Origin of the sequence: Streptococcus sp. 27098_8_51 (genome assembly GCF_041432205.1) — a bacterium.
Classification (GTDB): domain Bacteria; phylum Bacillota; class Bacilli; order Lactobacillales; family Streptococcaceae; genus Streptococcus.
This window is the reverse complement of record NZ_JAPVZE010000002.1, coordinates 188,062-211,440: the sequence shown is the minus strand read 5'-3', so window position 1 is coordinate 211,440 and position 23,379 is coordinate 188,062. Positions and strand designations below refer to the sequence as shown.

Genomic DNA, 23,379 nt, shown 5'->3' with positions numbered 1-23,379 from the left:
CTTTTCTATAGTTTTACTGCTAAACGTGCTTTTGATACTAAACTGTATGGAATTTGGACAGTTTTCTTACGTGTCTTGTCCATATACTCCATAGTCAACTCATCCCCTTCAAAGGATACCAAGGTTCCTTCAAAGACTTTTTGCTTATCAATGGCTTGGTAGAGCCCGACATGGATGTATTTCCCAACTGCTCCAGCGACAGCATCCTTGGTTTTCAAAGGACGTTCCAAGCCTGGACTGGTGATTTCTAGGAAATATTGTTCTGGGAAGGGATCAGGCTTGATGGTGTCTAGGACAGGACTGATGATTTCTGTCAGGTCTGCCGTGTCGTTCAAGGTAATTCCTTCAGGTTTATCTACAAAAATACTGAGAATCATGTCACTGCCAATCTTTCCATACTCGATATCCACGAGCTCGAAAGGCGCTTGGATGACAGGTTCTACAACTTCTCTGACTAATTCTACGATTGTTGCGATTGCGTCCACCTCCTCATAAGCAAGAGGCGAAGATATTTCCCCGCCTCTCTTTCTCATATTCTTACTATCAGTATAGCACGTTTGTCAATTTATGTAAAGTATTAGCACTCAAACAGCTGGTTTTCAAGCTATTTCTTAAAATTCTGCCTCAACTCGGTAGATCACTTGACCTTTGCTGGAGAATTTTTGCTCATATTCTGTCATGACATTGCCTTCAAAATCACTGGCATGCAAGTCTAGCCAAACACCATTGAGTTTCATCCCATACTGAGAAAAGCTCACTAGACTATACTCAAATAAGCCACGATTGTCTGTCTTGAAATGGATTTCCCCATTCTCAGGCAAGATGCGCTTGAAGGTATCCAAGAAACTCTTGTAAGTCAAACGACGTTTTTCATGGCGTTTTTTAGGCCAGGGATCAGAAAAGTTTAGGTAGAGACGATCAATCTCACCGTCTTCAAAGTAGTCAGTCAAATCTGAACCATCTACCCACAGCAATTTGATATTTGGCACTCCAACTTCTAATACCTTATCCAAGGCATAACTCAATACCGACTTTTGGATATCAATCCCGATGTAGTTGATGTCAGGATTTTGCTTGGCCATTCCTGATACGAAGGCCCCTTTCCCACTTCCAACCTCTACATGAATAGGATGATCATTTCCAAACAAGTCTCGCCATTTCCCTTTAGCTTCCAAGGGATTGAGGACCACATACTGAGGATTGGCCTCTAGTAATTCTGTCGCCCCTTTACGATTTCTAACTCTCATCTCTTCTTTCCATACTTGTCACGGAAGACGCGCAAGGCGTAAATCTCCCGGTTTACATTGTCTAAATCTTGATTTTCACAGTATTTGGCAATCTGGTTCAAGTAAGAATACTGACCATACCAATACAATTTATCTAACACTGTCTGATTGTACTTATAGCCGTAGTCTCTCAACCATTGATGCCACTGATGATCTGGAATGTAGTGGCATAGCAAATGCGCTACATCAAACATACGATCCGTCAGACGAACCGAATCCCAATCCACTAGATAAACGAGTCCACTCTCTGTCTCAATCCAATTACTATGACGAAGATCCCCATGCACAATCGTTGCATGGTCTTCCCTAAAACCTGGAACCGTCTTACCTAGCTCAGCAATCACACTGTTCAAATAGTGGTTCTGCTTCAAGATTTCTGGAACTCCTTGCTGCCAAGAACGTAGCAAATCAACTGGTGTTTCCATAGTATAGCCCAAACGGCTCAACTGCTTCATCAAGGGACGCGAGCGGTGAAGGCGGTTCAAGATATTGATAATCTGCTTGCGATTCATGTCGTAAGGGGTCAATATTTTGCCCATCAACCATTCCTGAGCACACATATCACTGCCATCTGGCAAACGACGAGTCCATAGTAATTGAGGAGCGATTTGTTCTCTGGCTAGGCCAGGTAGGATTGGAGAGGTGTTCATTTTTACAAAGACGCGCTTCCCATCAGGGTAGCTTCCCATATAAGCCTTGCCGCTCTTCCCAGGTATAGGGGTCAGCGTTAGCTCATTATCACCCAAGTCCATTTCTTTCCTCCGTATAAAGTTTCCTTACTATTCTACTAGTTTTTGGTCTATTCGTCAACCGCTTCACACCCGATTCCCAAAGAAAAGCATCTCAATTGATTCAGGCTATCATTATAGCTTAAAGAAGGCAAGCACCGTCTTTCTGCTTACCTTTTCATGATTTTTAGAAATAAGTTAAAAGTGGCAAACTGTTGTAAGACATGTGGACTAGAGTAGAAACCCACAAATTTTGGCTCTTTTTGTAAGCAAAGCCCAGCAACAAGCTCCCAAGTAGATAATAGAAAAACGAAGGCACATCATAAGGTTCATGCATGAAAGAAAAGAGAGAGGAAGTCAGTACAAGCCCTAACCAAGAATTTTCAAATATAGCCCCCTGAAGAAGTCCTCTGAACATGAGTTCCTCCTGGATTGGTCCCAAAACTATAACACTTACAATAAAGGAAAGCGGAAGCCCTTTACTCGTTTCCTCAAGGTGTTGAGCCGAGGCACCAGATGCAACTGAGAAAAAAGCATAATAGCCTATATTTACCAGCACCGTGAGAAGAAAGATTCCAATGAACAGCAAGAGTTGTTTCTTACTTAAAATCCCAAAAGAAATCATATCAAACCATCTCGCATAGCCAAAACTAAGGAAAAGCAAGAGACTCTTTATAATAATGAATGTGTACTGGTGTTGAAAATAATCCCCTTGATTAATGGAATAACCCGCTGCACCAACGATTGCAAATACTAAAAATCCAAAAAACAAGGCATGACACTTATTGAAAATGGCCATAAAGCTATCCTCCTCAACAAACAAACTTTCCTACAAGTCATCCTTTAGCTCTAGTCTTTCCAAAACAAACCATTTTAGTAACCAAAATCCGATAACATAACCAGCTCCTAAGAATATAGCCATAAAAGCTAACATGGGATTCAGGGAAGAAAAGACCGCCGCAGATACAAAGGTTAACACAAAAACATTAAAGGCAATGGTATCAGAAGCCAAGACTAGAATATAAGGTGTCAACCAGTCTAAAGTTTTTGAATCTAGAAAAAATAAGTGTTTATACATGATGAACTCCTCTATGGCTGAAAAGTAAACCTTTTGGTTTTTTCACCCCAAGACCCTATGTAGAAAAGTGAGCAAAAATGGTAATGTCGCTACGATATTATTGATAACATGCACCGCATAGGATGGATAAATGCTCTTGGTATAGCGGGTCAAACCAGCAAAGATGATTCCAACTGTTGCAAAGACGAAGATATCTAACAGACTAGGTAGGCTTGAAAAATGAGGGAGAGCAAATAAAATAGAAGGAAGAAGCAAATCAAGACCAAATCGCGAATGCTTAAAGAAAGCGTGTTGCAGTAATCCTCTATAGATTAACTCTTCCATCAGTGGAACCAGAAAGAACAGGGCTATATAAATACCTAGCTCTGCAAAGTTAGTCCCACTATAACCAATCAATACAGCCCAACCTTCCGCAGTTGACTGAACATGTTTAGCTGTCTGAACGTTAAAAGAGATCTGGAACACTACCACTAATACTGTCAAAATCGAATACCAAAACCATTTTTTTCTTGGAATGCGAAAGAGATAACCATGGCCTGTCTTAACAAGAACCACAATCATGACTCCAATAAAAAGTAAACTCAAGATATTTTGAATCCAGAATAAATTGCCTATCTGAGAAGAAAATTGCCAATAGTTTTGGACGATAAGCGTCAGCTGAGAAAGACCAAATACGAAAAATAGGTAGGATAAAATTGCACTTGTTTTGAATAGAAGCTGATACTTTTTCATAGAAATTCTTCCTCATTTCTTATATTTCAGCCTATATTCCACATAAATGAAAACCTGCTCCTATATAACCAAGGTCACGATAACCACGCGGGCAGTACCCACTTACTGGGAAAGGACCTGAATTTTTTAATATAGAAGGGTAAGAACCAAATGGACTGTCCTGATAAGCATACCCTCTATAAATACCAGATACATCCCCACCCTCTATATGATCAAGCATCTCAGTATCCATAATTTCAAATTGTGACAACACTTTTGTATCCATGACAAATACTCCTTTTTTATTTTTAATTTTTGTCTTGTTACAACTTTGACAAGTTTAGTATATCATCGTTTATTAATTTTTTTCATCCAAATCTTGAATTGTCATCGAAACATCTTGAATTACTCAAAGAGCACAATCTTCCCAATCAACTAATAAGAAGAGACTGGGACAAAAAGATTTTGATTTTAGGAATTCTATATTATAAATTTTTAAAATCGATAGATTAGACAAAAAAGCGAACAAGACAGAATTCTGAGTGTTAGATAACTGATTTTGTTCGCTTTTTATATTTAAGATTAGACTTTTGTCCCAGTCTCTTCTTAGAATCGATAATTATTTTTACTCCACTATTTTTAGCTAAATATCCTGTGTAAAAAAGTCAGCAAAAATGGTGATGTCGCGACAATATTATTGATAACATGCACCGCATAAGATGGATAAATGCTCTTGGTATAGCGGGTCAAACCGGCAAGGATGATTCCAAATGTTGCAAAGACGGAAATATCTAACAAACTAGGTAGGCTTGAAAAATGAGGAAGTGCAAATAAAATGGAAGGAAGGAGCAAATCAAGGCCAAATCGCGAATGTTTAAAAAAGGCGTGTTGAAGTAATCCTCTATAGATTAACTCTTCCATCAGTATACCTATTTGTGCTTTAGAGTGTGAAGCCACTTTATCCTCTAAACGTGTCTTACTATAACATTCCTGTTCTTTAAGCCACGATTTCGCTATGCCTTCTTCTCCCCGCTACCTCACGATAGTCAGGCTTGAGAATCGCTATTGAATTCACCGGTAGCGGGTGCACACGGAGGACTTACACATCAAATACACGACATGCCCATCGTACTCAAAAAAGAAAGGACGAAATTCGTCTTTTCTCGATCTTAGCTTTTCTTCAACTCACTACAGTTGACAATGAGCCAAAGGATAGTTAATAACCTATTGAAGTGTCAAATGTTGCTAACTCCATTTATCTTCAAATTTAAATAGACACATTATCGGAGTTATCAGTAAGAAAAAATCTAACCAGTTCAGATAATTCATAATATAGGATATAATACCAGCCATAACGAAAAGATACAAAGCTGTACGATATCCTCTCTTTGGGTTTTTATCAGCCTTGGTGTTAAAAATAATGTACACACAACAAATTGCAATGAGTATAAGCTGAATCATAGTTTCATTTAACATATCAACACCCATTCCTTTTTAAAACTATTTTGGTGGTCTCAATCCATAAGCTAAAATGCCACCTACTGTAGCGCCCCCTGTTGCGCAAATCAAGTAAGCTCGAGGGTCTCCAGCAATACAAGATTGTCCTGCCTGAAATGCACCCGACAAGGCTCCTACAACTACATCTCCTCCCAATCTACCTCCAGAAATATTACTTAATTCTTGATTATCTACTATTTTGTAATTAAACATAATTTCTATTCCCTTCTATGGCCAAATATTATCAGCAATTGCAGTAAAAGTACCACCAAGTTTAGCTCCAGCCCAAGCACAGCCAGCAGTCATAGCCCATGCGGAACCACTAGTAAGGAGCCCTCCTACCGTACACATAGCAACTCCGATACCTGCTCCATAGACAGTTCCTTTTCCTACTGTTCCTCAATCAGTTCCTCCCTCAATGCTAGCCAGCATTTCAGTATCCACAATCTTAAATTGTTCCATCATTTTTGTATTCATATCGTATATAACTTTTCAGTTACGGAACAAGTTTAATATAAAAATTATCAAAAAAACATAGGCAATGAAGAGAAAAAATAATTTATCATAGATTAGAAATAATATGACAAAACAATTCAATGATGTTAATTCAATAGTCTTTTGTTTTTTATCAGAGGTACTTATAGATAGATAAATAAGATATGTTTGGAAAGCGAAGAGAATTATATAGAATACAGCCTTCATAAAATATATCTTCCATTTTTATGATGTAGCACTATAGGCTAAATATCCACAAATCAATGCTCCTCCAATTCCTCCTATTGCAGCGCCCCATGGTCCTAGAAACTTCCCATATTTCACTCCACCCGCTGCACAACCTAAAGCAGCAACTACAGCCGCTCCTCCGGAATTACCTCCATAAATCTCACTTAACATTGTTTCATCTACATTATAATAAGTATTCATACAAATCTCCTTTTATCAAAATCCACCCGTTGCACCTGTTACTCCTGCCCAAAGAGCCACACCAAATTTAGCTCCTATGTATCCACATGCTCCCATAAATGGCGCTCCAACACCACTCGCAGCACAAATGGCTGTTCCTAAGCCCCAGCCACCAAAAGCTGCACCACCACCTTCTAAGACATTAGTTTGCCAATTATTCTTGCCTCCTTCAATACTGGATAACATAGTTATATCCATTTCATGAAATTGTCCTATCATTTTTGTATCCATAACGAATACCTCCATTTTAATCTTAATTTTAATTTTTGTCTTGTTGCAACTTTGACAAGTTTAGTATATCACTGTATATTATATTTTTTCATCCAAATCTTGAATTGCCATCGAAACGTCTTGAATTGTTAAAAAATTTAAAAAGCAAGCATTAAAAACATGCTTGCCCTTTCACTCTTGTCTATAGGCAAATTCTAGCCATATGTTATTACAAACAAATAATATCATTGCACCTGTTTACCATCTATTTTTATTTATGAATTTTTTGTTTCACTTTAATCATTATAGAAGTCATAAGAAACGCGACAGCTAGCCGAATCAGTTGGTAACTTTCTTCCTCTCCTGTTTTCGGTAATAATTTTTCATTCGAAGTAATAGATTGGCTTCCCTTAACATCGGTTAAAGGAGTTTTATTTTCTTGAGCAGCATCAAAAATAGGTTTGAGAGTTTCCAATTGATTCTTATTGTCTAACATTGCTAAATCGCCAGATTGAGTAGTTTTAGCTTTGGAAGTTGAGTTTATACTCTCCACTTTCCCGCTATTTTCACTATTAGAATTGGGATTATCATTGGATATTTTCATTTCGGTTCTTTTTTCATCACTCATACCTTTGCTTTCACTTACAACTTTATCACTAGTACTCATGCTGTCATTTCTGGTTTTCTCATCATGCACATTTTCAGTTACTGTTTCCTCGGACGATGCTATTGTTTCCGTTTGCTTAGGTGAGTTTCTCGAGTACATATAATCATAAACCTGTTGTGCAGTCGCTCCGCCACCAACCCATCCAGATATCGGATGTCCATTTCTTAAATACAAAATTGTTGGTGTTCCTGGAATACCGACTTTTTTAAATAGAAACTCTCTCGCTTCCCCGTCAAAATCTTTACCATCCAAATCATAATACTCTAACTTCTTTTCAATCAGGTTATTAAATTCTTTCAATTCAGGAGAAAATTGACGACAATGAGAGCATGTTTTTCTACCAAAATATATAGTATGTTCCAATTGGTCCCCGGTAAAAGATTGACGAACGGCTTCAATATCTATCTTTTTAAATTCCGCAACATTCTGCTCATACTCTTCTGGGGTTACAATAGAAGGTTTATTCTCCACCTTTTCCTTAGTCGATGGCAAATCTGGTGCCACAAGAGAACTATCATTCGCCTGGATAGATGAAGTAGTCTGTTCTTCTGCATATACAGCACCTGTAGTAATAGATGCAAATACAAGTGGCACAAGTAATAGCGATTTTATCTTTTGTTTCTTCATAAGAATACTCCTTTACATTTGTTGTCTTTATCTTACCTTATTTAAGATTACAAATTCATATAAATCTTAAATGGTCATCAAAACATCTTGAATTGCAAAAACTTCATTAAAAAGGTAAGCATTTCGAAAACACTTACCCTTTTATACTTCATTAACCTCTACTTTTTATAATACTTCAACCCCCAAACGAAAGGAAGATGTTCCGTTTTTTAGCAAGAAAAGTTTTCATTTCTTTGCTCCTTTCTTTTTAGTTAAAGCAAAATAGATCATAACTGCAATCACATAAGCTATGGTATAAAATAGCTGATACCAAATACTTTCCCTAAGCGGATAAAGAAAGAGGGACATGATTAGATACAAGATGAAAATGATAAGTATTTTTTTCTTCATAAGATTTCCTCCTAAATGTGTGATTTATCTTAGTTGAGCAAGAACCTTTACACTGCTAGTATAGCACTCATTTTGACCTTGGATTACTCAAATCATGAATGGTCATCGAAACATCTTGAATTGCAAAAACTTCATTATAAAAGGGGTAAGTATTTCAAAAAAACTGACCCCTTTATACTTCATTAAGCTCTACTTTTTATAATACTTCAACCCCCAAACGAGCAGAAGCGTGATAATAAAGCATAGAATAGCTCCAATATAGGCGATTAGTTGTTGATAGGATTCTACTGCTGTGATACCTCTATACAAACAGATAATAGTCATAAAACATGTCAATCCTACGAACATTAGTTGATTGGCTCTAGGACTTATCAAACCATCATCTTCAAATTTTTTCACTCTCATTTACCTAGTGAGATAAACAACAGCCAAAATAGAAGTCAAGTTGATAACCACTAAAATAAATTGGTAGACTAAGGAAAAATTTAAAAATTGACGAGAGAGAAATAGATAAGTAGAGATTAGCAAAGGCAACTGACCTAGAAACAATCTCGTTAGAAATACGTTGCGTTTTTTAGCAAATATTTTTTCCATACCTAAACTCCATTACAATTAAATGATATCTAATCATTTTCTAAAATTTGATAACTTTTGTGAAATGTTTTAGCAGAAACAACTCTATGATTGGTGATATCTAGATAATCACCTGGGTAACCAAGAACATATATACCATAACCAGCGAATCCTCCTCCAACTGTTCCAACCAGACCAAACTTGATATTAGTTGTGAGAGAAGTATTAAGAGCCGCCATAAGAATGCGCACATGATTATCCAACCAAACCATATAATTTTTTTGAAAAGCTTCCTCTACCCAACTTGGTTTAGGAGTTGCTTGACCAATTTCCCAAACATCAACAATTTGATTCCCATATTTTGCCTTCATAGCTTCAATCCTTTTTAAATACCATTACATGAGTTTGGAGTTCCCCCTATACCATAAGGACTACATGGTTTCGAAGGATGTCTAATAGGCCACTTACCATTTAATTGATCCAAAGTTGGAGACGGTGCTAGTCCACCCAATAAACCAGAAAGCATATCTCCCCAACCTCCGAAACCTCCTTCAACTTTCGCAAGCATATCAGTATCCATAATCTCAAATTGTTCCATCATTTTTGTATTCATGACAAATACTCCTTTTTTTATTTTTAATTTTTTGTCCTGTTACAACTTTGACAAGTTTAGTATATCATTGTTTGTTAAAGTTTTTCATCCAAATCTTGAATTGTCATCGAAACGTCTTGAATTAGCTTTTTATTTCAAAATACACCTATAGATTTTTAAAGAAAGATAGTTTCTAATCACTTTTTTACCATTCAGGAAGTTTCAATGACAATTCAAGATTTTATAAAATATGAACTTAGTATCATGGTATAATAAATTCATATTTTATATGAAAGGATTTGCCAATGACTTCTTATAAACATACATTTGTTCCTCAAATAGATGCTAGAGACTGTGGTGTCGCTGCCTTAGCCTCGATTGCTAAATTCTATGGTTCAGATTTTTCTCTAGCTCACTTGAGAGAACTTGCAAAGACCAACAAAGAAGGGACGACTGCTCTTGGCATTGTAAAAGCCGCAAATGAAATGGGATTTGAAACAAGGCCTGTTCAAGCAGATAAAACGCTCTTTGACATGAGTGATGTCCCCTATCCATTTATCGTTCACGTTAACAAAGAAGGGAAACTCCAACATTACTATGTTGTCTATCAAACAAAGAAAGACTATCTGATTATTGGTGATCCTGACCCTTCTGTAAAAATCACAAAAATGTCAAAAGAACGCTTTTTCTCTGAATGGACTGGAGTAGCTATTTTTCTAGCTCCCAAACCCAGCTATCAACCCCATAAAGATAAAAAGAATGGTCTACTGAGCTTCCTCCCTCTGATTTTCAAACAAAAATCTCTCATTGCTTACATTGTTCTCTCAAGCTTATTAGTCACTATTATCAATATCGGTGGTTCTTATTATCTCCAAGGAATCTTAGATGAATACATCCCAAATCAGATGAAATCAACTTTAGGAATTATCTCAATTGGTCTAATTATCACCTATATCCTCCAACAAGCCATGAGCTTCTCCAGAGATTATCTCCTAACTGTTCTGAGTCAGAGATTAAGTATTGATGTGATTTTATCCTATATTCGCCATATTTTTGAACTTCCTATGTCTTTCTTTGCGACACGTCGTACAGGAGAAATCATTTCACGGTTCACAGATGCTAACTCTATTATAGATGCCTTGGCTTCTACCATTCTTTCTCTTTTTCTGGATGTTTCTATTCTGATTCTTGTAGGGGGCGTCTTACTGGCACAAAACCCTAATCTCTTCCTTCTTTCTCTTATTTCCATTCCTATATACATGTTCATCATCTTTTCTTTTATGAAGCCTTTCGAAAAAATGAACCATGATGTCATGCAAAGTAATTCTATGGTTAGCTCTGCTATTATCGAAGATATCAACGGGATTGAAACTATAAAGTCGCTCACGAGTGAAGAAAATCGCTATCAAAATATAGACAGCGAATTTGTAGATTATTTGGAAAAATCCTTTAAACTTACTAAATATTCTATTTTACAAACTAATTTAAAGCAAGGAACAAAGTTAGTTCTTAATATCTTTATCCTATGGTTTGGTGCTCAATTAGTCATGTCGAGTAAAATTTCTATCGGTCAGCTGATTACCTTTAATACACTTCTTTCTTACTTTACAACTCCTATGGAAAATATTATCAACCTCCAAACCAAACTCCAATCTGCGAAGGTTGCTAATAACCGCTTGAACGAGGTCTATTTAGTCGAATCTGAATTTCAAGTTCAAGAAAACTCTGTTCATTCACATTTTTTGATGGGCGATATTGAATTTGATGACCTTTCTTATAAGTATGGTTTTGGGCGAGATACCTTAACGGATATTAATCTAACGATTAAACAAGGAGATAAGGTCAGCCTGGTTGGAGTTAGTGGTTCTGGTAAAACAACTTTAGCCAAAATGATTGTCAATTTCTTTGAACCTTACAAAGGACATATTTCCATCAATCATCAGGATATTAAAAATATTGATAAAAAAGTCTTGCGCCGTCATATTAATTACCTGCCCCAACAAGCCTATATCTTTAATGGCTCTATCTTGGAAAACTTAACCTTGGGTGGTAATAATATGATTAGCCAAGAAGATATTCTAAAAGCTTGCGAATTAGCTGAAATCCGTCAAGATATTGAAAGAATGCCTATGGGCTATCAAACTCAACTTTCTGATGGAGCAGGTCTGTCAGGAGGACAGAAGCAACGAATCGCCCTCGCTCGTGCTCTTTTAACTAAATCTCCTGTTTTAATACTAGATGAAGCTACTAGTGCTCTCGATGTTTTGACTGAGAAAAAGGTTATAGATAATCTTATGTCCCTAACTGATAAAACCATTCTCTTTGTAGCCCATCGTCTAAGTATAGCCGAACGGACTAACCGTGTCATTGTTCTTGACCAAGGGAAAATCATTGAAGTTGGTAGTCATCAAGAGTTAATACAGGCGCAAGGCTTCTACCATCATCTATTCAACAAATAAGGAGAATGTTATGAATCCTAATCTTTTTAGAAGCGTCGAGTTTTATCAGAGACGTTACCATAATTATGCGACAGTATTGATCATACCACTTTCATTACTGTTTACTTTCATCGTGATTTTCTCCCTTGTTGCTACAAAAGAGATTACTGTTACATCGCAAGGAGAAGTCACTCCTACAAGTGTCATTGCATCCATTCAGTCAACCAGTGATAATACTATCTTAGCTAATCATTTAGTGGCAAATCAAGTAGTTGAAAAAGGTGACTTACTCATCAAATACTCTGAAACAATGGAAGAAAGTCAGAAAACTGCCTTAGAAACTCAGTTACAAAGACTTGAGAAGCAAAAAGAAGGACTTGGAATTTTGAAACAAAGCTTAGAAAAAAATACCGATCTTTTTTCTGGTGAGGATGAATTTGGCTACTATAATACCTTTATGAATTTTACTAAACAAGCTCATGATATTGAACTAGGTATCTCAAAGACTAACACTGAGGTTGCAAATCAAGCCAACCTTGCCAATAGCAGTTCATCAGCTATTGAACAAGAAATCACAAGAGTTCAACAACAAATTGGAGAATACCAGGAGCTGAGAGATGCTATCATAAACAAAAGAGCACGCTTACCGACTGGCAATCCACACCAGTCAATTTTGAATCGTTATCTTGTAGCCTCTCAAGAACAAACACAAGAAACTGCAGATGAGCCATTTTTATCTCAAATCAATCAAAGTATTGCAAATCTTGAATCATCTATCGCAAGTCTCAAAATTCAGCAAGCTGGTATCGGAAGTGTAGCAACTTATGATAATAGTTTAGCAACCAAAATTGAAGTACTTCGCACTCAGTTTTTACAGACAGCTTCTCAGCAACAACTAACCGTGGAGAATCAATTAACAGAATTAAAAGTACAACTAGATCAAGCGACACAGCGCTTGGAAAACAATACCTTAACCGCTCCAAGTAAAGGTATCGTTCATCTGAACAGCGAATTTGAAGGTAAAAATAGAATTCCAACTGGTACAGAAATTGCTCAAATATTTCCTCTCATCACAGATACAAGAGAAGTACTAATCACTTACTACGTATCATCTGACTATCTCCCCTTACTAGATAAAGGACAAACTGTAAGATTAAAGCTTGAGAAGATTGGAAAACACGGCATTACCATCATCGGCCAACTTCAGAGCATTGATCAAACCCCTACCAGAACAGAGCAAGGAAATCTCTTTAAATTAACCGCTCTTGTAAAACTATCTGGTGAGAACAGTAAACTCATCCAATATGGCCTACAAGGTCGAGTCACTAGTGTAACTGCAAAGAAAACATATTTTGATTATTTCAAAGATAAAATTTTAACACATTCTGATTAATTTTCAGATAACACTCTAGAACTATTTATTATCTTATCAAAAAGGAGAATCATAACATGGATAAGAATCAAAACCTAACTTCATTTCAAGAACTAACAACTACTGAACTCAACCAGATTACAGGTGGAGGATGGTGGGAAAATTTCTTATATAGCGTTAATAGATATTCTCATAACATCACACAAGGACTTCATCAGCCAATACAACTATAAAAAAATAAGATCGAGATACAAGAACTCTCGGTCTTATTTTCATCATTCTGTATACATCATAGTAAGTATCTGACGAAAGACTTGATCTTGACAGATAGTATTGAGACTAGCATTGGGATAACTTTCCACTATCTTCACAACGGTATAAAGACCAACTCCTCTCTCCTCCCCTTTAGAACTAACTCCAAAAGAGAAGATTTCAGAAACATCTATGTCCTCTTCTTTGATGGAGTTTTCAATGATAAAGGTCTCCTGTGCCCCATTTTTAAAAAGGGCGATTGAGACATAAGGTTGACTAGCCTCTGCACTAGCTTCAATAGCATTGTCACAAAGGATAGACACAATGGTTAGAAAATCAAGTAGACTCATCCCCTCAACTTGAATCTCCTCAGGAACTTCGACATTAAAGACAATATCCTTTTCTCTGGCTTTTATAAATTTTCCTGCGAGGAGACTTTTGAGGGCACGATCCCGAATATTCACCAATCTACCAAGGTCATATTTGTTGTCCTGCAATTTTTCACTAGAATCCTTCAAGACGGAGTCGTAGATCTCTTTTATCTGCTCCATATCCTCCTCTTCAATGCCTAGGCTTAAGCTGGTCAAGAGGTTGGCATAATCATGACGAAAGCTCCGAACTTCCTTATAAAGCTCCTCTATATGCCGACTATACCGTTCCATATCTCTATAGCGCAGGGCCTGTTCTTGGTTCAGTTTCTCCTGAAGTTTTTCCTTCAAATAGGTATCCAGCTTCTTGATAACCCCCATAAAAAAGAGCATGTAAAACACTAGGATCAGATGGCGAACAGTCTTTGATTGAATGCTTTGTTCATATTCAAAGAAAGACAGAGTTTCCATAACTAGATAGTAGGTTCCCATTATCCAGTTAATTTTAGTCAAGGACTTTTGAAAACCTTTATCTAGAATCTCCCTTCTCAAACTAGTAAAATCATAGTCCAACCATTTCAAAAAGACTAGAGAAATGAAGAAATTGAAAATCATTATACATAACCAAATAAATGAATAACTGTCATATACTTGCCCTTGTCCCAAAAATGGAAGAACAAAATAAGAAACACCTCTATAAAAGAGATTCACCAATATCATTGGAAAGAGACCATAAAAGAAAAGGAGTTTTTTAGGAAGCCCTCTTAACAATAAGAAAGATAACCCTATGCCAAACAAAGGTTCTATAAAATATGACAAATATTCACTCACAGCTAAAAATTGAAAAGTCGCAAAAATGGCCCCTAGGAGAAATTTCAGAAGAAAGGCCTTAAAAATCCTCTCGAAAGTAAGATCAATTCCATCTACCTTAAAGAAAATGACAATTTCTAGCCCATTAGTAATAAGTGTATACAATAATATCCAAGCAATATTCATAAATTCTCCTAGCTCAATGCAAATTATTGATAGCCTCAGAAACTTCCCTAACCTTATAACGCGCGATTAGACAACTTCCACCATTGGGAAAGAAAAGCAGTTTTTCTTTCTTATCCAAATGCACCACATTTGCAGGATTGATGAGAAAAGAACGATGACACTGCAAGAGACGAGGCTCCTGCTTGAGAACCTCCTCTAGACTCGCCGTAAATTCCAGCCTATCCGTCTTGGTATAGAGAATAACACGATGGGCTCTAGGAGACGTTTCGAGATAGTAAACCTCTTTAAAAGGATACTGGAATTGAGCAAATTTTGATTTAAAGTAAAAGCAATCTTCCGCCAGGCTTTTGCTGTCTTGACTATCGGCATAGAGAAGAGCTGTCTCGATACGAGACTCAAACTCCTCTGCCGACAAGGACTTATCAATGTAGTCCAAAGCAGACACTTGGTAGCGAAAGGACAGGGGCATAAACTCCGAGTGAGTCGTCACAAAGACGATCAGGGCATAAGGATCTCGATCCCGAATCTTTCTTGCCACTTCTAGGCCTTTCATCTCCTCATTTCGAATCTCAATGTCCAAAAAGAATAGCTGATGTGCTCCCTTCTCATGCATCTCTGCCAGAAGTTGGTCTGGCTTGCCAAAGACTTCAAAAGAGCTGGGAATGATATGATGTTCTTTCAAGAGTTTCTCAATCGTCGTTTCAATCCTAGCTTGTTGGGAGAAATCATCTTCTAAAACAAATATTCTCATCTTCTTACTCTCCTTGTTTCAACCATCTTTGGCGAATATCTCTATAGCGACGTCTGGCATACTGAACAGCATATCGACCTTCTTCTCCAAGAAAAAGAGTCTTTGATTGGATATCCATGGATTTTAGCCGTTCAAGGTTAACCAGACAATTTCGATGACATCTCGTCAAGGTTTCTCCATATTGTTTCTCAAGATTGCTTAAATTTTGAAATAGATCAAAGCTAGCGTTTTCTGTAACAATCTGCACGGTATGGGCTTTGCTTGGATGCGTTTGGATATAGTAGATATCCTCTATGTTTAATTTGAAAATTTCTTTCTCTTTTTGGATGATAATGTAGTTCATGGATAAAACCTCCTAAAAAGAGGATAGCATAAATCTAGAAACTATTTTTCACCAAATCCTAAACGGTTCTCAAAAATTCCTAAAGTGTCGAATCATTCGCAAAATGGCTATGATAATCTTACAATTATTTTATCATAAAATCCTGCAATAACCATTCAGGAAATTTCAATGACAATTAAAGATTTGAAGATAAAAAAAGAATTAAAAGTGATAAGCTATGATTATAGAAAGACAATCACTTGAAACAGCTTTAGAACCATCACAAAGGAGGCATTCTCATGACAGATACAGACCCTATTAAAAGAGCTCATACTTTGATTACTGACTTAAACAAAGCCTACCAAGTCTGCAAACAGGCAACAGCTGACGATGTCCGCTTTCAGGAGCAGCTGAACAATATCCTTGACTTTCTAGCGAAGGCTGAAACAGTGGATAATCGATTCTTGATTGAGCTGGAAAAATTTTACCAGACTTCCAGTCTTCTCCTGGGTCTCAGCGCTCTCAATCCAGATGCTCCCACTCGCGCCGCTTGGCGGGCCTATGACCGTTTCCACTTTGACCAAGTCAAAACCAAACTAAGTCTCTACGGACCAACTATTATCTTGTAGAAAATAAAAGAAGCTGAGACAGAACTCAACTTCTTTTTTAGTGTCCTATAAGTAAGATTAATCCTGCATCTGACGTTTTACCTGATAAGGCAAATACAAGACTTGTAAAACCAGTCCAGCTCCAAGCAGGGCTAGAAGGGCTAGTTTTTCTTGGAGGGTAATCAAACCAACTATCAGTTGAACTAATAAAACAAAACATGTCAATCCTCGGATAACTTCCTGTAGTCCTTTCTCTTTTTCACCCTTTTCTAAAGGAAAAAGCTGGGTCAAGTACTGGTAGTCAAAAGCACGATAGAGAGCCAACAACTGGAAGAGCATAAGGTAATTAAACAGGACAACTACTGCTGTCGCAATCCAAGACTGTTCGATAAAAATCACAGCTAACAAGGATAGGAGTAAGAGGCGGAGACTGAGGGCAAAGAGGTCTCCATTTCGCAGATAAGAGCGAAGATAGAGGTTTTGCCAGATCTTCCCTGGCACCTTTTGAACAGTCTTTAGGATGAAATCCAGATAAGCGCGACGCTTGACACTGTTTGAAACGCCCTTGACCTGAGTAAAGAGAGCAAAGAAACGAAGCAAGACTTGCTTGCGCTTGCTTTCTTGGGCAATGACATAGTCCCAGTCCAGTCCAGTTTCAGTGAAAAATTTACTAGCTTTGTGCCGAAAGAGGAGGTATTTCCCAGCTCCTAATAAAAGCACATAGACAAGAAAGACTGGCAAGCCATAGCCCATGGCTAAAAACAAGGGTGCAAACAAGAGTAAAAAGAGGGTTTGAACAATTGTCCAGAAAACCAATGAACGCGACGTCTGCCCTTTGAGGTACAACTTGACCTCCTCTTCACTGACTAAGAGAAAGAGTTTATCCGGTCCTTCCATGTAGGTCGCGATTCCTCCCCAAGCTAAAAGCAAGGCAGAGACAATCCCCAAAAACAAGAGGATAGGCCAATGATTTTCAGGAAAATCTTGCAGGAGTTGACTGTACTGGTAAGCTAGAAAACCGATGAGAACTAGCAGGAACAAGACAAAATGGTCATTTAGAACATAACGCAGATAACCAAGACACTCCTTACGAAAAGCCTGCTTTCTCTTTAAAAACAAGTCTTTCATAGCTCCTCCTCTTTGGTCAGAGCCAAGTAAATATCATTCAAACTCGCTTCAGGCATGGCAAAAGCATCCCGCAGTTGCTGGAGGTTCCCCTGAGCCCGCACCTCCCCCTTGTGGAGAATGACAAAGGCATCACACATCTTTTCCGCTGAGTCTAGCACGTGGGTACTCATGAGGATAGACTTGCCTTTTTGCTTTTCCACTTCTAGTAGCTGGATCAAGTCAGAAATGGCCAGCGGATCGAGCCCAAGGAAAGGCTCATCAACGATGAAAAGGCTCGGATCTACGACAAAAGCACAGATAATCATGACCTTCTGCTTCATCCCTTTGGAGAAATGCACTGGGAACCAGTCTAATTTTTGGTCCAGGCGGAACATTTTTAACAAAGATTCCACACGATCAAAAGCCACTTTTTGCTCAATACCATAGGCCATGGCAACCGTCTCGATATGCTCCCTGAGGGTCAATTCCTCATACAGACTAGGCGTTTCTGGGATATAGCCAATCTGCTTGCGATAGCTGGTCGCATCTTCTCGCAGGGTGAGATCGTTAATCTTGATTTCCCCACTGTAAGGTGTCAACAGACCAATGATCTCATTAATTGTCGTTGATTTCCCAGCACCGTTGAGACCAATCAAACCGACCAACTGCCCACTTTCAACTGTAAAGGACACATCTTTCAAGACAGGAACGTGAACATAGCCTCCTGTCAGGTTTTTAATTTCTAACATATTTTCTCCGAATCTGGTATAATGTAGCTATATTATATCAAAATTCAATACAGTAGAGGTGGATTTTATGTCAGATTGCATTTTTTGTAAGATCATCGCAGGGGAGATTCCTGCTTCAAAAGTATACGAAGATGAGCATGTTCTTGCCTTTCTTGATATCTCTCAAGTAACGCCTGGACACACCCTCATTGTACCAAAAGAGCACTATCGCAATCTTTTGGAGATGGATGCTGCAAGTGCCAGCCAACTCTTTGCCCAAGTGCCAACAGTGGCTCAAAAAGTCATGAAGGCTACCAATGCTGCTGGTATGAACATCATCGCCAACTGTGAGGAAGTTGCTGGTCAAACAGTCTTTCATACTCACGTGCATCTCGTACCTCGCTACGGTGCAGAAGATGACCTCAAGATTGACTTTATCGCCCACGAACCTGACTTTGACAAACTTGCCCAAGTCGCTGAAACCATTAAAAACGCTTAAGGAGATGCCATGAAACTATCAAATCTACTGCTATTTGCAGGAGCTGCAGCTGGAAGTTATTTTGTCGTAAAAAATCGCCAAGCCATTCAGGATGAAGTGCTAGATACAACTGACCGCGTCCAAGCTATCAAGGATGATTTGGATATCATCCAAAACAGCCTACAAATCATCGACCAACAAAAAACCCTTATCAAGGAATACCAAAAAGACTTGACCTACAAGTTCAAAGTCTTGGAAAAAGATTTCCAGACTAGAATGGCGGTCCTCCAAGAAGAAAAACAAGAATAAGAAAGCCTCCAACTTTCCTTAAATCCATTTTGGATTACTAGATTTGAACAGAAAAGGGAGGGAATGAAAATGAAACAGTTTGTAAAAGTTCTAGCGAAGGTCATCGCGATCCCTTGCGGCTGCCTCTGCCTGCTTGCAGCTCTAGCATTTCTACTACTAATCAATCTTTTCAAAGCGTCACCAAGTGACATCCGAAAAGGGAATGACGACTTAAAACAAATCTTTACCTCCCTTGACATGCCTCCTGAGAAAGTAGAATCAAATGGAAGGTATCAATTTGAAGGTGGTGGCTTAAATTTTTATGTTACTTTCTCAGATGAGGCTATCAATAGCCACCCCGTTCTAAAAGAAAGTCCAAAACTCACCAAAAACCGACTCGAAGTCTATGTCCTCCAGACAGGAGAGATTTCCTACTATAAAGTAGGGGATAACTTGTTCAATCATGGTTTATTTCAGTTTTTAGAGAAGGAGGGCGAGAAGTATTTCCAAGAAAAAGGAAAGAAATTTAACCCTAATTACTCACTTCTCTTTTGGAATGATCAAGAAAGTCTCAAAAAGGGAATCGCATTCTATGAAAAAGCTTTGACCTTAGTGGATATTCAGGATAATTCGGCGATTAAGCGTATTGACACCGTCACCGTTAAGCCTGGAAAGGAAGAGGAATTCAAGCAACTCATTCAGGAGATGGATACTGCTGGCTTGCTCACTCAAAAGTATAAATAGTAGACTAATTGGAGAATGATTGCTCGATGCTAAATTTCCCAAGATTATACAAAAAAAGAGCCAATCGGCTCTTTTTACTTTATTCTCCTTCAAAGGCATCTTTAATATGGTCAAAGAAGCCTTTTTTCTTTGGATTGACTTTCAAGTCGCCTGCAGCTGCGAATTCTTTAAGCGCTGCTTTTTGGCGGTCGTTCAAACCTGTCGGAGTCACGACATTGACAGTAACGTATTGGTCACCAACAGCACCGCCACGAAGGCTCGGTGCTCCCTTGCCACGTAGACGGAATTTCTTGCCAGTCTGAGTTCCTTCTGGGATAACCAATTCAACATCTCCATGAACAGTTGGAATTTCTACAGTATCTCCAAGAGTAGCTTGGACAATATTAAGATTTAACTTGTAGAAAATAGTTGTTCCTTCACGTTCAAACTTGTCGCTAGCTTCTACTGAAACCACTACATACAAGTCTCCGTAAGGCCCACCGTTAAAGCCTGCTTCACCTTGACCAGCGAGGCGGATTTGTTGGCCTGTTTCCACACCAGCAGGGATTTTTACATGTACGCTATGAGCTTGTTTTTCATGACCTGTTCCATGACAAGTTATACATGGATCTTTAATTTCTTTTCCGCGACCATGACAGACATCACAGGTTACTTGACGGCGCATCATACCAAGAGGAGTCTGCGTATCGACATTAATGACACCAGCACCATGACAGCGTCCACAAGTGACTGGACTTGTCCCTGGCTTAGCACCAGATCCGTTACAGGTACGACAGCTGGCTTCACGATTGTATTTAACCTCTTTTTCTGTTCCAAAAATAGCTTCTTCAAAGGTCAAGTTCACACGGTACTGGAGGTCATCCCCTTGACGAGGAGCGTTTGGATTGCGTGAAGCTCCGCCTCCGCCGAAAAAACTTGAGAAGATATCTTCAAAACCACCGAAGCCACCTGCTCCGTCAAAACCGCCAAAACCACCGGCACCACCAAATCCACCGTTGGCATCTGCAGCACCATATTGGTCGTAGGCCGCACGTTTTTGGTCGTCACTCAAAGTCTCATAGGCTTCTTGAACTTCCTTGTATTTTTCCTCAGCGCCAGGCTCCTTGTTGATATCTGGGTGATATTTTTTGGAAAGCTTACGATAAGCCTTTTTGATCTCGTCTGCCGAAGCGTTTTTTGACACCCCTAGACGATCATAAAATTCAGTATTGTTCATACAAGATACTAAGAGCGAACAGAAAGCGACTGAAATTTAGGAAACCGACAAGAAATCCTGATTTCTTAGGAGGTTTATCTAATTTCCAAGCTTTCCGCTCGAGTTCAATTACGAACACCCTTATTCCTTTCTGTTAATATTGCGGAACGAAACCTCAATCTAGGTCGGGTTCAATTCCTTTCTTTTATATCAATGAGAAAAACTCAAATAAATTAGGTTCAACCCCTTTTTATCGAAAAACAGAGGCTGGGTTGCAACCTCTGGATTTCTTCTTATCATTATTACATTTAGACAAAGTACCTTAGTAATTCGTCATTCTTAACGCCCTCGCTCTTCTGATTTTAAAGCTCGGGATAAAATAGTCCACTGGACTATTTTATTTCTCCGTAAATTCTCCGTCTACGACGTCATCGCCTGCGTTTCCTGTTGCTTGTGCGCCTTCTGCTCCTGCTTGAGCTTGTTGGGCTGCAGCAGCTTGTTCGTAGAGTTTAACAGCAAGTCCTTGAGCTTTTTCATTCAATGCTTCAAGTTTTGCTTTCATTTCGTCCAAGTTGTTATCTTCTTGAGCTTTCTTAAGGTCATCAAGGGCAGCTTGGGCAGCATCACGTTCTGCATCGAAGCCTTTTCCTTCAGTTTCCTTGATTGTCTTTTCAGTCGCAAAGATTGCTTGGTCTACTTCGTTACGAAGGTCTACTTCTTCTTTACGTTTCTTATCTGCTTCAGCGTTAGCTTCTGCATCTTTCATCATGCGGTCGATTTCTTCGTCTGTCAAACCTGAGTTAGATTGGATCACAATAGTTTGTTCTTTTTGAGTTCCAAGATCTTTAGCCTTAACAGATACGATACCGTTCTTGTCAATGTCAAATGTTACTTCGATTTGAGGAATTCCACGAGGTGCAGCTGGGATATCTGTCAATTGGAAACGTCCAAGAGTCTTGTTATCTGCTGCCATTGGGCGTTCACCTTGAAGAACGTGGATATCAACGGCTGGTTGGTTGTCTGCTGCAGTTGAGAAGACTTGTGATTTAGATGTTGGAATAGTAGTGTTGCGATCGATGAGTTTTGTAAATACTCCACCCATTGTTTCGATACCGAGTGACAATGGTGTTACGTCAAGAAGGACAACGTCTTTCACATCACCAGTGATCACACCACCTTGGATCGCAGCACCCATGGCAACAACTTCATCAGGGTTTACTGATTTGTTTGGTTCTTTACCAGTCTCAGCTTTCACAGCTTCTACAACGGCTGGGATACGAGTTGAACCACCAACAAGGATAACTTCGTCGATTTCTGACAAGCTCAAACCTGCATCTGAAAGGGCTTGACGAACTGGAACTTTTGTACGTTCTACAAGGTCACGAGTTAAATCGTCAAATTTCGCACGAGTCAAAGTCATTTCCAAGTGAAGAGGTCCAGCTTCACCAGCAGTGATGAATGGCAAGCTGATTTGAGTTGAAGTTACACCAGAAAGGTCTTTCTTAGCTTTTTCAGCTGCATCTTTCAAACGTTGCATTGCCATCTTGTCAGTAGACAAGTCAATACCATTTTCTTTCTTGAATTCTGCTACCAAGTGATCGATAATTTTTTGGTCAAAATCGTCACCACCGAGTTTGTTGTCCCCTGCAGTTGACAATACATCGAAGACACCGTCACCCAATTCAAGGATAGATACGTCAAATGTACCACCACCAAGGTCGAATACCAAGATTTTTTCTTCTTTGTCAGTCTTGTCCAAACCGTAAGCAAGAGCTGCTGCAGTTGGTTCGTTGACGATACGTTCTACTTCAAGACCAGCGATTTTACCAGCGTCTTTAGTTGCTTGACGTTGAGCATCGTTGAAGTAAGCTGGAACTGTAATAACCGCTTTGGTTACTTTTTCACCAAGGTATTCTTCAGCGTAACCTTTCAAGTATTGAAGGATCATAGCTGAGATTTCTTGTGGAGTATACTCTTTTCCGTTAGCAGAAACTTTTTCAGAAGTTCCCATCTTAGATTTGATAGAGATAACTGTATCTGGGTTTGTAACTGCTTGACGTTTTGCAGCATCACCAACGATGATTTCGCCGTTTTTGAATGATACTACAGATGGAGTTGTACGGTTTCCTTCTGGGTTTGCGATGATTTTGCTTTCAGTTCCTTCAAGAACTGCAACTGCTGAGTTTGTTGTACCTAAGTCAATACCGATAATTTTAGACATGTGTTTTTCTCCTTAAATTTTATATTATTTTTTCTTTTTGATACTCTTCTTAAGTGGCGACGCCGTCAGAGCTTGACTTCGTCAATCTCTTTGACTAAACTTTGAGCCTCAGGTCTCAAAGTTTGCGAAAATATCGCCACGGCGAAGAGTATCGCCTTTGGTTCGCTACGCTCACTATTGGTAAAGCCG

Annotated in this window: 29 protein-coding genes and 2 pseudogenes; 7 read left to right on the top strand and 24 right to left on the bottom strand. The window is 38.7% G+C overall.

From position 1 onward, the window contains the following. Positions 1–5 precede the first annotated feature (5 nt). The 17 genes and pseudogenes from rimP to O3622_RS03010 form a co-directional block, all read right to left on the bottom strand. Entirely contained in the window at positions 6–485 is a 480-nt protein-coding gene (gene rimP, locus O3622_RS03090; protein WP_000338696.1) for a ribosome maturation factor RimP, read from the bottom strand. Positions 486–611: 126 nt separating this feature from the next. Next, a complete protein-coding gene (gene trmB / locus O3622_RS03085) occupies positions 612–1,247 on the bottom strand; it encodes a tRNA (guanosine(46)-N7)-methyltransferase TrmB (RefSeq protein ID WP_001266088.1) in 636 nt (211 codons plus the stop codon). Then, positions 1,244–2,038, bottom strand: coding sequence for a cell cycle regulator CcrZ (gene ccrZ / locus O3622_RS03080; protein WP_247929975.1), 795 nt, complete (start codon positions 2,036–2,038; stop codon positions 1,244–1,246). The genes trmB and ccrZ overlap by 4 nt, the downstream gene beginning before the upstream one ends. A gap of 163 nt (positions 2,039–2,201) precedes the next feature. Next, the gene (locus O3622_RS03075) at positions 2,202–2,813 is read right to left on the bottom strand and encodes a CPBP family intramembrane glutamic endopeptidase (protein WP_070800399.1); all 612 of its coding nucleotides are present in this window, start codon (positions 2,811–2,813) and stop codon (positions 2,202–2,204) included. 30 nt (positions 2,814–2,843) lie between these two features. Further along, the gene (blpZ, locus tag O3622_RS03070; protein ID WP_061454541.1) at positions 2,844–3,092 is read right to left on the bottom strand and encodes an immunity protein BlpZ; all 249 of its coding nucleotides are present in this window, start codon (positions 3,090–3,092) and stop codon (positions 2,844–2,846) included. Between the two features lie 42 nt (positions 3,093–3,134). Further along, a complete protein-coding gene (locus tag O3622_RS03065; protein ID WP_070800398.1) occupies positions 3,135–3,824 on the bottom strand; it encodes a CPBP family intramembrane glutamic endopeptidase in 690 nt (229 codons plus the stop codon). 31 nt (positions 3,825–3,855) lie between these two features. Further along, positions 3,856–4,089: a ComC/BlpC family leader-containing pheromone/bacteriocin gene (locus tag O3622_RS03060; protein ID WP_282184880.1), complete on the bottom strand. Its 234-nt coding sequence runs from the start codon at positions 4,087–4,089 to the stop codon at positions 3,856–3,858. A 353-nt stretch (positions 4,090–4,442) separates the two neighbouring features. Continuing rightward, positions 4,443–4,727: pseudogene (locus tag O3622_RS03055) on the bottom strand (lysostaphin resistance A-like protein); the annotation flags it as partial. A 576-nt stretch (positions 4,728–5,303) separates the two neighbouring features. Next, positions 5,304–5,513: a bacteriocin gene (locus tag O3622_RS03050; RefSeq protein ID WP_247931529.1), complete on the bottom strand. Its 210-nt coding sequence runs from the start codon at positions 5,511–5,513 to the stop codon at positions 5,304–5,306. A gap of 15 nt (positions 5,514–5,528) precedes the next feature. Then, the gene (locus O3622_RS03045; RefSeq protein ID WP_282184881.1) at positions 5,529–5,651 is read right to left on the bottom strand and encodes a hypothetical protein; all 123 of its coding nucleotides are present in this window, start codon (positions 5,649–5,651) and stop codon (positions 5,529–5,531) included. 48 nt (positions 5,652–5,699) lie between these two features. Further along, positions 5,700–5,762, bottom strand: coding sequence for a bacteriocin class II family protein (locus O3622_RS03040; protein WP_282184882.1), 63 nt, complete (start codon positions 5,760–5,762; stop codon positions 5,700–5,702). Between the two features lie 258 nt (positions 5,763–6,020). Next, positions 6,021–6,224, bottom strand: coding sequence for a Blp family class II bacteriocin (locus O3622_RS03035; protein ID WP_001099737.1), 204 nt, complete (start codon positions 6,222–6,224; stop codon positions 6,021–6,023). A 15-nt stretch (positions 6,225–6,239) separates the two neighbouring features. Beyond that, positions 6,240–6,494 (bottom strand): two-peptide bacteriocin subunit BlpM, encoded by a 255-nt coding sequence (gene blpM / locus O3622_RS03030; protein WP_000379951.1) that lies wholly within the window; start codon positions 6,492–6,494, stop codon positions 6,240–6,242. 250 nt (positions 6,495–6,744) lie between these two features. Continuing rightward, positions 6,745–7,767, bottom strand: a complete 1,023-nt coding sequence (locus O3622_RS03025) for a thioredoxin domain-containing protein (protein ID WP_095726459.1) — start codon at positions 7,765–7,767, stop codon at positions 6,745–6,747. A 579-nt stretch (positions 7,768–8,346) separates the two neighbouring features. Beyond that, positions 8,347–8,751, bottom strand: a pseudogene (locus tag O3622_RS03020) (immunity protein). Positions 8,752–8,780: 29 nt separating this feature from the next. After that, the gene (locus O3622_RS03015; RefSeq protein ID WP_095726456.1) at positions 8,781–9,101 is read right to left on the bottom strand and encodes a role in replication; all 321 of its coding nucleotides are present in this window, start codon (positions 9,099–9,101) and stop codon (positions 8,781–8,783) included. A gap of 14 nt (positions 9,102–9,115) precedes the next feature. Continuing rightward, positions 9,116–9,343: a bacteriocin class II family protein gene (locus O3622_RS03010; protein ID WP_070800393.1), complete on the bottom strand. Its 228-nt coding sequence runs from the start codon at positions 9,341–9,343 to the stop codon at positions 9,116–9,118. Positions 9,344–9,627: 284 nt separating this feature from the next. Here O3622_RS03010 and blpA point away from each other — a divergent pair, with 284 nt between their 5' ends. Genes blpA through blpC form a run of 3 tightly spaced genes read left to right on the top strand, consistent with a single transcriptional unit; the run spans position 9,628 to position 13,365 of the window. Next, a complete protein-coding gene (blpA, locus tag O3622_RS03005) occupies positions 9,628–11,781 on the top strand; it encodes a peptide cleavage/export ABC transporter BlpA (RefSeq protein ID WP_095726455.1) in 2,154 nt (717 codons plus the stop codon). A gap of 10 nt (positions 11,782–11,791) precedes the next feature. Then, the gene (locus O3622_RS03000; RefSeq protein ID WP_070800391.1) at positions 11,792–13,153 is read left to right on the top strand and encodes a bacteriocin secretion accessory protein; all 1,362 of its coding nucleotides are present in this window, start codon (positions 11,792–11,794) and stop codon (positions 13,151–13,153) included. Between the two features lie 56 nt (positions 13,154–13,209). Further along, positions 13,210–13,365: a quorum-sensing system pheromone BlpC gene (blpC, locus tag O3622_RS02995; protein ID WP_000360258.1), complete on the top strand. Its 156-nt coding sequence runs from the start codon at positions 13,210–13,212 to the stop codon at positions 13,363–13,365. 42 nt (positions 13,366–13,407) lie between these two features. Here the strand turns inward: blpC and O3622_RS02990 are convergent, their stop codons facing one another. Genes O3622_RS02990 through O3622_RS02980 form a run of 3 tightly spaced genes read right to left on the bottom strand, consistent with a single transcriptional unit; the run spans position 13,408 to position 15,842 of the window. Continuing rightward, a complete protein-coding gene (locus O3622_RS02990) occupies positions 13,408–14,748 on the bottom strand; it encodes a sensor histidine kinase (protein ID WP_371607000.1) in 1,341 nt (446 codons plus the stop codon). Between the two features lie 13 nt (positions 14,749–14,761). Further along, entirely contained in the window at positions 14,762–15,499 is a 738-nt protein-coding gene (locus O3622_RS02985; RefSeq protein ID WP_070800389.1) for a LytTR family DNA-binding domain-containing protein, read from the bottom strand. Between the two features lie 4 nt (positions 15,500–15,503). Beyond that, entirely contained in the window at positions 15,504–15,842 is a 339-nt protein-coding gene (locus tag O3622_RS02980; protein ID WP_247924444.1) for a LytTR family DNA-binding domain-containing protein, read from the bottom strand. A 278-nt stretch (positions 15,843–16,120) separates the two neighbouring features. Here O3622_RS02980 and O3622_RS02975 point away from each other — a divergent pair, with 278 nt between their 5' ends. Next, positions 16,121–16,450 carry a helicase BlpT gene (locus tag O3622_RS02975; RefSeq protein WP_070800387.1) on the top strand — a complete coding sequence of 110 codons (330 nt, stop codon included), beginning with the start codon at positions 16,121–16,123 and terminating at the stop codon, positions 16,448–16,450. A 57-nt stretch (positions 16,451–16,507) separates the two neighbouring features. Here O3622_RS02975 and O3622_RS02970 read toward each other — a convergent pair whose 3' ends face one another. Together O3622_RS02970 and O3622_RS02965 are read right to left on the bottom strand one after the other, a co-directional pair. Next, complete coding sequence (locus O3622_RS02970; protein ID WP_101800369.1) at positions 16,508–17,557, bottom strand: ABC transporter permease; 1,050 nt, start codon at positions 17,555–17,557, stop codon at positions 16,508–16,510. Then, positions 17,554–18,285: an ABC transporter ATP-binding protein gene (locus O3622_RS02965; RefSeq protein ID WP_366975990.1), complete on the bottom strand. Its 732-nt coding sequence runs from the start codon at positions 18,283–18,285 to the stop codon at positions 17,554–17,556. Before O3622_RS02965 ends, O3622_RS02970 begins: the two co-directional genes overlap by 4 nt. Before the next feature lie 67 nt (positions 18,286–18,352). On the opposite strand from O3622_RS02965, the gene O3622_RS02960 reads away from it, so the two are divergent. The 3 genes from O3622_RS02960 (at position 18,353) to O3622_RS02950 (ending at position 19,774) form a co-directional block, all read left to right on the top strand. Further along, on the top strand, positions 18,353–18,763 hold the full coding sequence (locus tag O3622_RS02960) for an HIT family protein (protein ID WP_070800384.1): 411 nt from the start codon (positions 18,353–18,355) through the stop codon (positions 18,761–18,763). 9 nt (positions 18,764–18,772) lie between these two features. Beyond that, positions 18,773–19,051 (top strand): hypothetical protein, encoded by a 279-nt coding sequence (locus O3622_RS02955; RefSeq protein ID WP_000777746.1) that lies wholly within the window; start codon positions 18,773–18,775, stop codon positions 19,049–19,051. A 69-nt stretch (positions 19,052–19,120) separates the two neighbouring features. Then, positions 19,121–19,774: a hypothetical protein gene (locus tag O3622_RS02950; protein ID WP_235227744.1), complete on the top strand. Its 654-nt coding sequence runs from the start codon at positions 19,121–19,123 to the stop codon at positions 19,772–19,774. Between the two features lie 79 nt (positions 19,775–19,853). On the opposite strand, the gene dnaJ is transcribed toward O3622_RS02950, so the two are convergent. Then, on the bottom strand, positions 19,854–20,990 hold the full coding sequence (gene dnaJ / locus O3622_RS02945) for a molecular chaperone DnaJ (RefSeq protein WP_316717939.1): 1,137 nt from the start codon (positions 20,988–20,990) through the stop codon (positions 19,854–19,856). Positions 20,991–21,366: 376 nt separating this feature from the next. Beyond that, positions 21,367–23,190 carry a molecular chaperone DnaK gene (dnaK, locus tag O3622_RS02940; protein WP_000034683.1) on the bottom strand — a complete coding sequence of 608 codons (1,824 nt, stop codon included), beginning with the start codon at positions 23,188–23,190 and terminating at the stop codon, positions 21,367–21,369. Between the last annotated feature and the right edge of the window lie 189 nt (positions 23,191–23,379).